11 protein-coding genes and 1 riboswitch are annotated in these 13,770 nt (G+C 64.1%); of the genes, 7 read left to right on the plus strand and 4 right to left on the minus strand.

Annotation, left to right across the window (positions count from 1 at the left end; all coding sequences use genetic code 11):
* The first annotated feature begins 403 nt into the window (after window positions 1-403).
* The 4 genes from FMA36_RS11835 (at window position 404) to FMA36_RS11850 (ending at window position 6,206) form a co-directional block, all read left to right on the plus strand.
* Window positions 404-2,539 (plus strand): putative bifunctional diguanylate cyclase/phosphodiesterase, encoded by a 2,136-nt coding sequence (locus FMA36_RS11835; protein WP_240906342.1) that lies wholly within the window; start codon window positions 404-406, stop codon window positions 2,537-2,539.
* Between the two features lie 100 nt (window positions 2,540-2,639).
* A riboswitch (SAM-I-IV-variant riboswitch) is annotated at window positions 2,640-2,747 on the plus strand.
* Window positions 2,748-2,792: 45 nt separating this feature from the next.
* Window positions 2,793-3,740 carry a homoserine O-succinyltransferase gene (locus FMA36_RS11840; protein WP_159262479.1) on the plus strand — a complete coding sequence of 316 codons (948 nt, stop codon included), beginning with the start codon at window positions 2,793-2,795 and terminating at the stop codon, window positions 3,738-3,740.
* Window positions 3,741-3,907: 167 nt separating this feature from the next.
* The gene (locus FMA36_RS11845; RefSeq protein ID WP_159262480.1) at window positions 3,908-5,083 is read left to right on the plus strand and encodes a hypothetical protein; all 1,176 of its coding nucleotides are present in this window, start codon (window positions 3,908-3,910) and stop codon (window positions 5,081-5,083) included.
* A 43-nt stretch (window positions 5,084-5,126) separates the two neighbouring features.
* Window positions 5,127-6,206: a glycosyltransferase family 4 protein gene (locus FMA36_RS11850; protein ID WP_159262482.1), complete on the plus strand. Its 1,080-nt coding sequence runs from the start codon at window positions 5,127-5,129 to the stop codon at window positions 6,204-6,206.
* Window positions 6,207-6,295: 89 nt separating this feature from the next.
* On the opposite strand, the gene kdsA is transcribed toward FMA36_RS11850, so the two are convergent.
* From kdsA to tpiA, 4 genes are all read right to left on the minus strand, one after another.
* Window positions 6,296-7,144 carry a 3-deoxy-8-phosphooctulonate synthase gene (gene kdsA / locus FMA36_RS11855; protein ID WP_159262483.1) on the minus strand — a complete coding sequence of 283 codons (849 nt, stop codon included), beginning with the start codon at window positions 7,142-7,144 and terminating at the stop codon, window positions 6,296-6,298.
* Window positions 7,141-8,775 carry a CTP synthase gene (locus tag FMA36_RS11860; RefSeq protein ID WP_078524314.1) on the minus strand — a complete coding sequence of 545 codons (1,635 nt, stop codon included), beginning with the start codon at window positions 8,773-8,775 and terminating at the stop codon, window positions 7,141-7,143. The genes kdsA and FMA36_RS11860 overlap by 4 nt, the downstream gene beginning before the upstream one ends.
* A gap of 129 nt (window positions 8,776-8,904) precedes the next feature.
* A complete protein-coding gene (gene secG / locus FMA36_RS11865; RefSeq protein ID WP_159262485.1) occupies window positions 8,905-9,198 on the minus strand; it encodes a preprotein translocase subunit SecG in 294 nt (97 codons plus the stop codon).
* Between the two features lie 37 nt (window positions 9,199-9,235).
* Entirely contained in the window at window positions 9,236-9,979 is a 744-nt protein-coding gene (tpiA, locus tag FMA36_RS11870) for a triose-phosphate isomerase (protein ID WP_159262487.1), read from the minus strand.
* On the opposite strand from tpiA, the gene FMA36_RS11875 reads away from it, so the two are divergent.
* The 3 genes from FMA36_RS11875 to trpE all read left to right on the plus strand — a co-directional run bounded on the left by FMA36_RS11875 (window position 9,978) and on the right by trpE (window position 13,739).
* Window positions 9,978-10,118, plus strand: a complete 141-nt coding sequence (locus FMA36_RS11875) for a hypothetical protein (RefSeq protein WP_159262488.1) — start codon at window positions 9,978-9,980, stop codon at window positions 10,116-10,118. The two genes, tpiA and FMA36_RS11875, sit on opposite strands and share 2 nt — an antisense overlap.
* Window positions 10,119-10,242: 124 nt before the next feature.
* Window positions 10,243-12,177 (plus strand): peptidylprolyl isomerase, encoded by a 1,935-nt coding sequence (locus FMA36_RS11880; RefSeq protein ID WP_159262490.1) that lies wholly within the window; start codon window positions 10,243-10,245, stop codon window positions 12,175-12,177.
* Window positions 12,174-13,739, plus strand: a complete 1,566-nt coding sequence (gene trpE, locus FMA36_RS11885; RefSeq protein ID WP_159262491.1) for an anthranilate synthase component I — start codon at window positions 12,174-12,176, stop codon at window positions 13,737-13,739. Before FMA36_RS11880 ends, trpE begins: the two co-directional genes overlap by 4 nt.
* The last annotated feature ends 31 nt before the right edge of the window (window positions 13,740-13,770 follow it).

Below are 13,770 nucleotides of genomic sequence, written 5' to 3' on the forward strand. Positions count from 1 at the left end.
CCCGGTTGTTGCGACACGGGTCGTGCTTCCTGCCGCCTGCCCCCGCCGCGCGGGCCAGCGTGGGGCAGGGGCATGGCGCAAATAAGGCGGGCGGGAAGGGGGCGAAGAGTGCGATATTGTATGAATGGCTGATCTATACTGTGTTTTTGGTTTTTGTTCATAAAAACATAATAAAAATGTATCGAAAACATAACACATGCGGGCAGGCGCGGCGGCTAGATGAAGAGGCCGTGGTTAAGGAATGATGAATATGGCCTGCCGGTTCGTTGCGACATCATGATGTGCCCGTACGTCGATTGCGCACGGCCCCGTTCTTCGGGCCGGTAGGGCAGGCAGTCATGCGCTTTTTGAACGCAGGCGCAGGCATGGCGCCCTCCGATTTGAAATGGTTGTGGAACATTGCATGATGAACGATATCGCCGCCCCGCCAGCCCGGCAGGCCTTCACGACCATGGGCGATATCGCCTGCCAGGGGCCGGTCATCGGGCCGGATGCGCTGGGCGAGCGGCTGTTCGAACTGTTTCACAATGACCCCGCCCTGATGCTGGTGGCGGTGGTGGATGAACACGGCACACCAGTGGGCCTGGTGGAACGGCAGGCCTTCTTTCTCAAGGTATCGGGCCGGTTTGGCCATGCGCTGTTCAACCGCCGCCCCGTGGCGCTGCTGATGGATGATGCCCCGGTCATGATCGATGCCGACATTCCCTCCGCCGAGTTTACGGCACGCGCGCTCATGACCCAGCCCTCCGACCTCATGCGCGGCTATATCGTGACAAAGGCGGGGCGCTATCATGGTACGGGCTCGGCGCTGGACCTGATCAATGCCTCGCATTCCCACGCCGTGGCCTCTGCCTCGGGGCTGAAGGCGGCGGCGGAAGACCTGCGGCGGGCCAATAAACGCATCCTGCGTGACAAGCTGTTCATCGACACCATTGTCGAGAACATTCCCTCCGCCCTGATCGTGCGTTCCATGCGTGATGACCATCCCGTGCTGGTCAACCGCGCAGCAGAAGAAATGATGGGCTGCACGCGCGACCTTCTGCTCGAGCGCAATGTCGATGCCGTATTCGATGCCGACGAGATCGGCCACCTGCTGCTCAGCCGCGCGGCAGGGCGCGCACAGGCGGCGGAGCAGGTTCTGTGCGACCACCATGGCACGGCGCGCGCCATCGCCACCCGTCATGTCACCATTACCGATGAGCGTGGCGGCGCGCGGTGGGAAATGTGCGTGGCCGATGACGTGACCGAGCAGCGTAACGCCCAGCACCGCGTCGAGCAGCTTGCCCATTACGACCCGCTGACCGGGCTTGCCAACCGCGCCCTGTTCTCCGCCCGGCTCGAGGCCAGTTGCGCCCCCGGCCTGAGTGCGACGCTGCTGTGCATCGACCTTGATTACTTCAAGACCGTCAATGACGTGTATGGTCACGCGGCGGGTGATACGCTGCTGCGGCTGGTCTCCGCCCGGCTGCTGGCCTGCAGCCGGCCCGAAGACCTTGTGGCACGGCTGGGTGGCGACGAGTTTGCCATCATCTGGCCCGATGTGCCCGACCCCGCCGAACTGACCGGCCGCGCGCGCGAGATTGTCGAGACCGTAAGCAGGCCCTACATCATCGACGGGCACCATATCGTCATTGGCGCCAGCATTGGTGCGGCACTGTACCCGCAGGATGGCGACAGCGCCGAAATCCTTCTGCAACATGCCGATATTGCGCTGTACCGCGCCAAGTCGCTCGGGCGCAACGGCTTCCAGTTCTTTGATGCCGACCTGCGCGATGAAATCCAGACCCGCGCGCGCCTTGGCAACGACCTGCGCGCGGCCATTGCGGGCAATGCGCTGACGCTGCATTTCCAGCCGCTCTATTCCATGCCGGGCAACCGCATCAGCGCGTGCGAGGCGCTGGTGCGCTGGCACCACCCCGAGCGCGGCATGATCCCGCCTGACCAGTTCGTGGGCTTGGCCGAGGAGAACGGCCTGATCCACGACCTCGGGGAATGGGTGCTGCGCGCCGCCTGCATTGAGGCGGCGGGCTGGCCCGAGCAGGTGCGCATTGCGGTCAATGTCTCGCCCATCCAGCTGCGCAACCCGCGCTTCCTGAGCATTGTGGAAGGGGCTCTGGCAGCCTCCGGCCTTGCCCCCGCGCGGCTCGAGGTCGAGATCACCGAGAACATCTTCGTGCAGAACAGCGCCACCAACCGCGACATCCTGCACAGGCTGGGCCAGATCGGGTGCAGCATCGTGCTTGATGATTTCGGCACCGGCTATTCCTCGCTGGGCTACCTGCGCTCGTTTCGCTTCCAGAAGATCAAGATCGACCGCTCCTTCGTGCAGGAACTGCCCGAGCGCGGGGCAGCAGGCATCATCCGCGCCATCATCAGCCTGGCGCAGAGCATGGACATTCCCATCACGGCGGAAGGCGTGGAAACACACGACCAGTGGACGCATCTCAACGCGCTTGGCTGCAACCAGGTGCAGGGTTTCCTGCTTGGCCGCCCGCAGCCATCGGAGATGATCCGCCAGAGCATCCTCACCCACGCCTGAACGCAGGCGCCCCAGTGTGACTGACGAATATGTGTGCCTGCCCGCATGGCGCCTGTGCGCGCATGGTCTTGCCATCGTAACAGAAAACACTTAAAAGCGCGGCCAGCATCAGGAGTTGGGGCGACGCCCAACGCCAACCTGCCGTTCCGGGCAAGGTGGCGCTCCCGCAAGGGAGGATGTGGCCAGGCCGGCAACAAAACGGATCATGCCACGTAGCGCGTCATGCCCCTCACAATTGAGGACGGACGCGGCAATGCCCATAAGAATACCCGATGATCTGCCCGCACGCGGCACGCTTGAAGCCGAGGGCGTGATGGTGATGGGCGAGACCGACGCCATACGGCAGGATATCCGCCCGCTGCGCATCGGCCTGCTCAACCTCATGCCCAACAAGATCCGCACCGAGACCCAGATCGCCCGCCTCATCGGGGCGACACCGCTGCAGGTCGAACTCACGCTGGTGCGCATGAGCGGCCATGTGCCGCGCAATGCTTCCGCCAGTCACATGACCTCGTTCTACCGGGCGTGGGAGGATGTGCGCGGCGCGCGCTTCGATGGCTTCATCATCACCGGAGCCCCCGTCGAGCGCCTGCCATTTGCCGAGGTGACATACTGGGATGAACTGCGCCGCGTGTTCGACTGGACCCGGACCAACGTGCACCGATGTTTCAACATCTGCTGGGCCGCGCAGGCCGCGGTGCACCACTTTCATGGCGTGCCCAAGCACATGCTCGCCCGCAAGGCGTTCGGGGTATATGACCACCGCATTATGGCACCCACCTCGCCCTACCTGCAGGGCTTTGCCGATGATCTGTCCATTCCCGTCTCGCGCTGGACGGAGGTGCGGCGCGCGGACCTGCCGCGCGGCACTGACATGACCGTTCTGGCCGAGAGCCCCGAGACCGGCCTGTGCCTGCTTGATGACCCGCGCCACCATGCACTGCACATGTTCAACCATCTTGAATATGATTCCACCTCGCTGGCCGATGAATATTTCCGCGACCGCGAGAAGGGCCTCGATATTGCGGTGCCGTACAACTATTTCCCGCATGATGACCCGACCCTGCGCCCCATCAACCGCTGGCGTGCGCATGCGCACCTGCTGGCGGGCAACTGGATCAACCAGATCTACCAGACCACGCCGTTCGATATGGCGCGGATCGGGCATGAAAGCCGCAGCCCGGCCCTGGCCTGCGCCTGAGGGCACACAGATATGTGAAAGGACCATGGCTGTTCGCGCAAACGTCAGGCAATAAAAAGAACGGGGCGGGAATGGGGTATTCTCCCCCGTTGGCGGAGATGCTAGAAGTGATCAAGGCCATGATCCGCGGCTATTTATTGCGGTAAAAAACCGACATAGTTACAGGCATGACATTGCATGGCATGAAGATCGGCTTTCTATTCAATCACGACTGCATCCACCAGGTTTCGCATACGGCACCCATCATCTGCCAGCTTGTCGCGTTGGGGCAGGATGTTACGGTCATTACCTCATCGGTGGAGCAGGAGGCGCATGTACGCCGCACGGTAGCCGCCTGCGCACAGAACGTGACCTTCGTGCGCATCGACATCAGCCTTCTTGCGCGTGCCGTCAACGTGGTGGCCCGTTCCTTCCTGCCATTCCGCCGCATTGCCAACCTGCGCGAGAATATACGCCTGTTCGCCCGCTTTGACGCGCTGGTGGTGCCCGAGACCACATCCGCCCTGCTCAAAAGCCATTTCCAGCTCGACATCAAGCTGATCTACTTCCCCCACGGCGCGGGCGACCGCTCCATCGGGTTTCGGGACGTGACGCGGTTTTTCGACCTGGTGCTGCTGCCCGGTGAGAAGACGCGCGAGCGCATGCAGGCCAAGGATCTCATCCGCCCTGATGCGTATTCCGTTGTCGGCTACCCCAAATTCGATATCGTTGACCTGTCCAGACGCCGCCGGTTCTTTGATAACGACCGCCCGACCGTGCTGTACAACCCGCATTTCGATCCCGTCCTGTCCTCATGGTGGGATATGGGGCTTGAAGTGCTGGACTGGTTTGCGCGGCAGGATGACTACAACCTGATCTTCGCGCCCCATGTCATGCTGTTCCGGCGCAACCTGCATACATCGGTCGAGCACCGCAGGCTGCGCCTGCGCCGGATGATACCGCAGAAAATCCGCAACCTGTCGCATATCCTGATCGATACCGGCAGCGCCAACTCGGTCGACATGTCCTATGTACGCGGGGCTGATATTTACCTCGGTGATGTCAGCAGTCAGATCTACGAATGGATCTACCAGCCGCGGCCGTGCATCTTCCTCAATTCGCACAGGGCGCAGTGGCGCGACAATCCAAGCTATGCCCACTGGAACATGGGGCAGGTGATCGACCGGGTGGATGAACTTCCCCATGCGCTTGCCGTGGCGCAGGCGCAGCAGGCCCTCTATGGGCCACGCCAGCAGGAGGCCTTTGCCGCCACCTTCCACACCGTGCCCAATGAGAGTGCAGCCAGCCGCGCCGCCCGGGACATTGTGTATTTCCTCTCGCATGGTAAAACAGCCGCCGCCTGAAAGCTGAGAGAACCCATGACCATCGGTGTGGGAGGAGAGGGTCATGCGGATCGCCTATATCATCAACACGTTCGAGGGTGGTGGCGCTGCCCTGCCCATACCCGATATCGTGGAGGTATGCCGTGCTAACGGGCACAGTGTTGATGTTGCGGCTCTCTCCCCACGCAATGGCCGCGCCATGCCTGCCCTGCGTAATGCCGGGCTGACGCCGGTCGTACTGGCCGAGGATACATCATCTCCCGCGCTGATGCTGCACAGGCTGGATGCCTGGGTGCGGCAGGTGCAGCCCACCCATATCTGGACATCGCTCACCCGCGCGACCCTGCTCGGGCAGCTTGTGGGTTTGCGCCATGGTATTCCGGTGGTGAGCTGGCAGCACAACGCCTTTCTCAAGCCAGCCAATCTGGCGCTGCTACGGCTGATGAGAAACCGCAGCCGGTTATGGGTGGGCGATTCAGGCTACGTGACCGAACTGACCCGCCAGCGCCTTGGTCTGCCGGCAGATTGGGTGATGTCATGGCCCATCTTCCGCATTGATCCTGATCTGACGCCCGCCGTGCCGTGGCAGCCGGGCGAGGTGGTGCGGATCGGCTCGCTGGGACGGCTTGATCCATCCAAGGGGTATGACATCCTGTTCCGCGCGCTGCTGGCCCTGCGTGATGTGCCGGGCCTGCCGCCCTACAGCATCACCATAGGCGGGGAGGGGGCTGAGCATGCGCGGCTGCAAGGCTTCTGCCAGCGCCACGGGCTGGATCAGGTGCATTTCGCGGGTTATGTCGAGGATACGGCGGCCTTCCTGCGGGGGTGCCACCTCTATGTTCAGCCATCGCGGCAGGAAGGCTTCTGCATTGCCGCCCATGAGGCCATGAACATGGGCCTGCCGGTGCTGGGCAGCACCGTGGGCGAGATGACGCATTCCATTACCGAAGGGGTCAGCGGCTGGCACGTTCGCCCCCGCCGCCCGCATGAACTGGCTGGTAAGCTTGAACTGGCCCTGCGCCAGCCCGAACGGCTTGCCTCCATGGGGCAGGCGGCACGGGCTTATGTGGCGCAGCATTTCAGCCCGGCGGCCTTCATGCAGGCAGGCAGCGCGGTGTTGCAGCGCATGGCGGCGCTGGCGTAGCGCCACCATCTATTCCGACGTTAAAGAGTAAAAGTTTCCGGGTGCCGCCTTTTTTCAAAAAGGCGGCATTCTTCTGACGCTTTTTGTGGTCAGAGGATCTCGTCCGGCGGGGTCTGCTTGGTCAGCTGGTCATAGCGCAGCAGGGTGCCCAGCAGATCTTCCATGGCCGAGAGCGGCAGCATGGTCGCGCCATCGCTCGGGGCCGTGTCGGGGTCGGGATGGGTCTCGATAAACAGGCCCGCCACGCCAATGGCAAGGGCCGCACGCGCCAGAATGGGCGCAAACACGCGCTGCCCGCCCGAGGCCGAACCCAGGCCGCCGGGCTGCTGCACCGAATGCGTGGCATCATAGATGACGGGATAGCCCGTGCCTGCCATGATGGGCAGGGCGCGCATGTCATTGACCAGCGTGTTGTAGCCAAACGACGTGCCACGCTCGCACAGCATGATGCGCGCGTTACCGGTCGAGGCGACCTTGGCCGCCACGTTCGCCATGTCCCACGGGGCAAGGAACTGCCCCTTTTTGATGTTGATGGCCGCCCCCGTCTGGCCTGCTGCCAGCAACAGGTCGGTCTGGCGGCACAGGAAGGCCGGGATCTGGAGCACATCGGCCACTTCCGCCACCGGCGCGCACTGGTCTGGCTGGTGCACATCGGTCAGCACCGGCATGCCAAAACGCGCACGCACCTGCGAGAGGATATCAAGCCCCTGCGCCATGCCCACGCCCCGCGCCCCGTTGATGGAGGTGCGGTTGGCCTTGTCGAACGAGCTTTTATAGATCAGCCCGATGCCAAGGCGTTTCGCCATGCCCTGCAGGGCATCGGCCACCTCGGTTGCATGCTGGGCGGACTCGATCTGGCATGGCCCCGCAATCAGTACGAACGGGTGTTCGTTGCCAACCGTAAGCGAGCCGATATCGATCGTGGCATGCGCCGTCATCGCTTGCTCGCCGCGTGTGCTACCGCCGCCTTGATGAAGCCGGAGAACAGCGGATGCGGATCAAACGGCTTGGACAGCAGTTCGGGGTGGTACTGTACAGCGATGAACCACGGGTGGTCGGGGTATTCCACCACCTCGGGCAGGATATCGTCAGGTGACATGCCCGAAAAGCGCAGGCCGGTCTTTTCCAGCTGCTCGCGGTAATGCACGTTGACCTCGTAGCGGTGGCGATGGCGCTCGCGGATGTCGGTGCGGCCATAGGTCTCGGCAGCACGTGAGCCTTCGGCCAGTTTGGCGGGGTAGGCGCCAAGGCGCATGGTGCCACCCATCTCGCCGCCTTCGCGCCGGCGCAGCAGTTCGTTGCCGCGTGCCCATTCGGTCATCAGGCCCACCACCGGCTGGTCGGTCGGCCCGAATTCGGTCGAGGATGCATCTGGAATGCCCGCAAGGTTGCGCGCACATTCCACTACCGCCATCTGCATGCCAAAGCATATGCCCATGAAGGGAATGTTGTTCTCACGCGCATAGCGCACGGCGCGGATCTTACCTTCCGAGCCGCGCTCGCCAAACCCGCCGGGCACCAGAATGGCGTCGCTGCGGGCCAGCATGTTCACCGCATCATCCGATTTCTCGAAGCTTTCGGCCTCGACCCAGTTCAGCCGCACGCGGGCACGGTTGGCAATGCCGCCATGCTGCAGCGCCTCGATCAGCGATTTGTAGCTGTCAAGCAGGGCGGTGTATTTGCCCACCACCGTCACCACCACCTCGCGGTCGGGGTGGCGCACGGCATCGACGATCTTCTCCCACCGCGACAGGTCGGGGGCCGTATCGGTCGGCAGGCCGAAATGGTGCAGCACCTCGGTGTCCATGCCCTCGGCATGGTACGAGATGGGGCAGGCATAGATCGTGTCCACATCGCGCGCGGCGATGACCGCCTGCGGGCGCACGTTACAGAAATTGGCGATCTTGCGGCGCTCGTTTTCAGGTATTTCCCGGTCCGAGCGGCAGACGAGCATCTGCGGCTGGATGCCCACATTCTGCAGTTCCTTGACGGAATGCTGCGTGGGCTTGGTTTTCAGTTCACCCGCAGCCGCGATCCAGGGCAGCAGGGTGAGGTGGATGAACATCGTCTGGTCAGGGGCAAGGTCATTGCGCAACTGCCGGATGGATTCGAGGAAGGGAAGGCTCTCGATATCGCCCACCGTGCCGCCGATCTCGACCAGCACGAAATCGAGGTCCTCGGTATCCGCCACGATCGTTTCCTTGATCGAGTCGGTAATGTGGGGAATGACCTGCACGGTGGCGCCAAGATAGTCGCCACGCCGCTCGCGTGCGATCACGCCGGAATAGATCTGCCCCGTGGTGGCATTGTCCGCCTTGGTGGCGGGCACGCCGGTAAAGCGCTCATAATGCCCGAGGTCGAGATCCGTCTCGGCACCGTCGTCGGTCACGAAGACCTCGCCGTGCTGGTAGGGACTCATCGTCCCCGGATCGACATTCAGGTAGGGGTCAAGCTTGCGCAAACGGACCCGATAGCCACGGGTCTGGAGCAGGGCAGCAAGGGCAGCCGAAGCGATGCCTTTGCCAAGGGAGGACACCACGCCGCCGGTGATGAATACAAACCGCGTCATGGATGGCCTTCCTACACTGCTTGCAGCCCGCGCGCAAAGCCTACCTGCGGGCTGAGTGAAAAAATAAAAAGGCCCCCGCCCCACACATGCGGGGCGGGGGCCGCAACCCTTGCCCGAAAGGGGCCGGGCTTACTTGCCTGCGGGGGCCGAGGGAGCAGAGGGCTGGGCCAGGATATCGTGGCCGACCCCGCTCGAGGCGCCGCGGTTCATGACCGCGAGCGTGAGCGACAGCACCATGAACGCCGTGCCGAGCACCGCGGTCGAGCGGGTGAGCAGCGTTGCCGTGCCGCGGCCGGACATGAAGGAGCCCATGCCCTGCGAGCCGCCGATTCCAAGCCCGCCACCCTCGCTGCGCTGGATCAGGATGGTGCCGATCAGCGCGATGGTGACGAACAGGTGCAGTAGAAGAAGAACTGTAATCATGCGTCTTTCCAGTAGATCCCCGCAGGCCGCGCGGCAATCACGAGGCGCGGGCGGCGCGGACAAGCGGCACGAAGGACTCGGCCTTCAGGCTGGCATTGCCCACCAGCGCCCCGTCAACGTGTTCGACAGGCAGGATATCGGTGACATTGCGTGCGTTAACGGACCCACCATAAAGGATTCGGATCGTTTTGCCAGCTTCACCGAACTGCCGCACCAGTTCGGCGCGGATAAAGGCGGACATATCGGCAATATCCTGCTGTGATGCAGCCTGCCCCGTGCCAATGGCCCAGATCGGCTCATACGCCACGATGCCGGTAAAGCCCTGCGGCAGCGAACCTTCGAGCTGCCAGCCCACGGTTGCCTGCGAATCCCCCGATGAGCGCTGGTCGTCGTTCTCGCCCACGCACACGATGGGCGTGAGGCCAGCCGCCATGGCGGCAACCGTCTTCTCGCGCACCGTCTCGTCAAGTTCATGGTGCTCGGCGCGGCGCTCGGAATGACCAAGAATGACATACTGCACCCCGAGGTCGACCAGCATGGGGGCGGAAATATCGCCGGTATGGGCGCCGGAGGCATCCTTGTGGCAGTCCTGCGCGCCAAGGGCGATGCCTGCCGCCCTGAGCTTGGGCGCAAGGCGGGCAAGCTGCGTAAAGGGCGGGCAGACCACCACGTCGGCGCGGGTGGGCAGGGCGGCCAGTTCCGTGGCCAGGCTCTCTACCAGCGCATCCGCATCCGCGCTCAGGCCGTTCATCTTCCAGTTGCCAACAATGATCTGTTTCATGTTTCCCCTCCTGACCATGGCCCGGTCGTGCAGCCTGCGGGCGGCACGGGGCATGGCGATGATGGCGGCAAGCCTACACCACGGCTATCGCGGCGTTGCAACCCGCGCGTACCGCGCAACCGGCCCGCATGCATGCTAGCGCTGGTCAAACCGCCCCCGTGACCGTATGGTGCCCGACCGGAAAACAGGGCCGCCCGCACGGCGTACGGGGTGCGCGGGTCTGATCCGTCCGCCTTTATCTTGGTCCTGGTGCAGGGTTTTTCATGCTATCTTTTCTGTATCGCGTGTTTGTCGATTCATGGGTGGGGCGTATCGTCGCCGGGCTGTTCTTCCTGGCCTTCATCGGTTTTGGCGTGGGCGACGTGCTGCTCAATATCGGCACCGAGCGCGCCGACGTGGCCGCCCGCGTGGGCAACCGCCCTATACTGGTGCAGACCTACCAGAACGCGCTGCAGACCGAGATGCCGCAGGTGGCGCAGTCCATGCACCTTGCCGACCCCTCGCAAATTCCCCCCGCCACGCGTGAGCAGGTGGCCCAGCAGGTGCTCGGTCGCCTCATGCTGCAGGCCGAGATTGCCGAGGCAGCGGACCGCCACGGCCTGATCGTGCCCGATTCCGTGGTGCGCGACGAGATATTCTCCATTCCTGCCTTCAAGGGGCGCGACGGCCAGTTCGACCGCGACCTGTTCAATGACCGCCTGCGCCGCACCGGCATGACCGAAGGGCGCCTGATCGAACTGGTGCAGCAGGAACAGGCGTCGCGCGTGCTGCTTCAGCCGATTCGCGATGGCGTGGCAGCACCCGACGTGATGGTGCGCCGCGTGTTCGACTTCGAGGCCCAGACCCGCACCATCGACCTCGTGCGCGTGCCGTTTGCCGAGCAGAACGTGACCGCCACCCCCACCGCAGCTCAGCTGGCCCGCTATCAGGCCAACCACCCGTGGGAATTTACCGTGCCGGAATACCGCCATGCCCGCATTGTGGTGCTGTCGGCCGATACGATTGGCCAGCGGCTTGATATTACCGATGCCGACCTGCACCAGGCCTATGAGGCGCAGGCCCAGACCTTCAATCAGCCCGAGCGGCGGAACGTGCAGATCGTGACCGTGCCGACCGAGGACCGCGCCAGGGCGCTTGCCGCGCAGTGGACGGATGCCGGCGCATGGGTCAGCGTGCAGAAAAACGCGGGCAAGGACGCGGCCGCGGTGGAACTGCCGGGCATCAAGGTGGGCGACGTGCCCTCGGCCGATCTGGGCAAGCAGATCTTTGCAGCACCCGCCAATGCAACGCAGGGCCCGCTCAGGAGCGAGGGTGGCTGGGTGGTCTTTCGCGTAACCAGCATCAGCGCCGCTCACACTACGCCATTTGATGAAGTAAAGCAGGCCCTGCACGACAAGCTGGCGCATGACCGCGCCCAGGCGTTGCTGGCCGACCGGGTGCAGAAGCTGCAGGATGCGCTTGCAGGCGGCGGACTTGATGCCATTCCCGCTGATCTGGGTGCCACCGCCGTTTCGGGTGATGTGGATGCGCAGGGCCTGACGCATGAGGGCACGCCCGCCCCCATTCCCGGTAGCGACGCCGCCCGGCAGGCGATCATTGCGCGCGTGTTCTCGCAGGCCAAAGGGGCAAACCCCGAACTGGTGCAGGGGCCTGATGGCGTGTGGTACGGCGTGGCGGTTGATGGCGTAACGCCGGGCCATGTGCAGACCCCGGCCGAGGCCGGGCCAAAAGTTGCCGGCGCGTGGCAGGCGGCGGCCCGTCGCCACATGGCTGACGAGCAGGCCACCGCCTATTACACGCAGGCCGCAGCCCAGGGCGGGCTTGGTCATGTCAGCCCCGCCATCGCCGGTCTTGAGCACAGCCAGCCGATTTCGCCCATGCAGCCTGCGCCCGAAATTCCGCGTGAGGTGGCGGCTCTGGTCTTCCGCCTGTCGCAGCCGGGGCAGAGTGTCATGATACAGGCAGGCGACGCCTATGTCGTTGCCACGCTGACCGCCATCAACCACCCCGACCCCGCCACCCAGAAAAACCTGTATGACCAGGTACGTGCCGGGCTGGGCCAGTCGATGGGCGATGATATTGAAATGAGCTATGGCGCGGCCCTTGAGGGCATCGTCAAGCCCAAGCCCAATAATGGTGCCATTCAGGCGGTCATGGCGGAAGTGACCGGCCAGCAGAATGCGGGAGCAGCACAGTGAGCGCACAGGCGGCAGGCTCTGGTTCCTCTCTCCATCAGGTAGCGCGCGACGCGGCGCTGGCCAGCCTGCGGGCGGGGCAGGCCTGTGTGGCGTGGCGCGTCGAACCTGCCGATCTGCTGACGCCGGTTGCGGCCTTCCTGCGGCTGGCAAAACTGGCGCGTAGTCATGGCGGCGGCAATGGCGGGCACAACGCCTTCCTGTTTGAAAGTGTTGAAGGCGGCACCTCGCGCGGGCGCTACTCGGTCATTGGCCTGCTGCCGGACCTGATCTGGCGCTGCCATGATGGCCGGGCCAGCGTATGCCATGACCCCGCAGCCCCCACGCATGTCTTCACGCCCGAGGCCGAGGCCCCGCTGGTCTCCCTGCGGCGCGTCCTGCATGCAAGCCGCATCGACCTGCCCGAGGGGCTGCCACCCATGACCGGCGGCGTGTTTGGTTATCTGGGCTATGACATGGTGCGCCAGGTCGAGCACCTGCCTGACATGCCTGTCGATGACCTGAACCTGCCCGAAGGCATCCTGATCCGCCCCGGCCTGTTCGCCATATTCGATACCGTGCGCGATGAACTGCTGCTGGCAAGCCCGCTGCGCCCCCGGCCGGGCGTTGCGCCCGAAACCATATGGGAGGAAGGGCAGGACCGCCTGCAGCAGGCCCGCGCGGCACTCTCCACCCCCGTGGAACTGCCTGATGCGCCAGCAGGCGCGATCGAGGCGCCGGTGCCGCAATCCACCCTGTCGCGTGAGGCATTCTGCGATATCGTGCGCCGGTTGCAAGAATACATCGCGGCGGGCGATGCTTTCCAGATCGTGCCGAGCCAGCGCTTCAGCGCGGCCTTTACCCTGCCGCCATTTGCGCTGTACCGTGCGCTGCGGCGCATCAATCCCGCGCCTTTCCTGTTCTATCTTGATCTTGACGGGTTCAGTCTTGTCGGCTCCTCGCCTGAAATTCTGGTGCGCCTGCGCGAGGGCACCATGACCGTGCGCCCGCTCGCCGGGACCCGCCCGCGTGGTCACACCACGGCGGAGGACCTGGCGTTGGAGGAAGAGCTCCTCGCCGACCCCAAGGAGCGCGCCGAGCACCTGATGCTGATCGACCTTGGCCGCAACGATGTGGGCCGGGTGTGCGAACTCGGTTCGGTCAGGGTGACCGAGCAGTTCGTGATCGAGCGCTTCAGCCATGTCATGCACATCTCGTCCAACGTGGAGGGTACGCTGCGGCCGGGGCTCGAGGCGCTCGATGCGCTGATGGCGGGCTTCCCCGCAGGTACGCTGACCGGTGCCCCCAAGATCCGTGCCATGCAGATCATTGACGAGGTGGAGCCGACCCGCCGGGCAACCTATGCCGGGTGCATCGGGTACTTTGGTCCCGATGGCGACATGGATACCTGCATCGGCCTGCGCATGGCGGTGGTCAAGGATGGGCGGATGTACGTGCAGGCGGGCTGCGGCGTGGTGGCTGACAGCGTGCCCGAGGCGGAATACGAGGAAACCCGCCAGAAAGCCCGTGCCCTGTTCCGCGCGGCGGAGGAGGCGGTGCGTTTTGCGACTGATGACGGTGCATAAGGCAATTTGATAGCAGGGGCGTACATGATAG

Source organism: Komagataeibacter xylinus (assembly GCF_009834365.1).
In the GTDB taxonomy this organism is placed as follows: domain Bacteria; phylum Pseudomonadota; class Alphaproteobacteria; order Acetobacterales; family Acetobacteraceae; genus Komagataeibacter; species Komagataeibacter xylinus_D.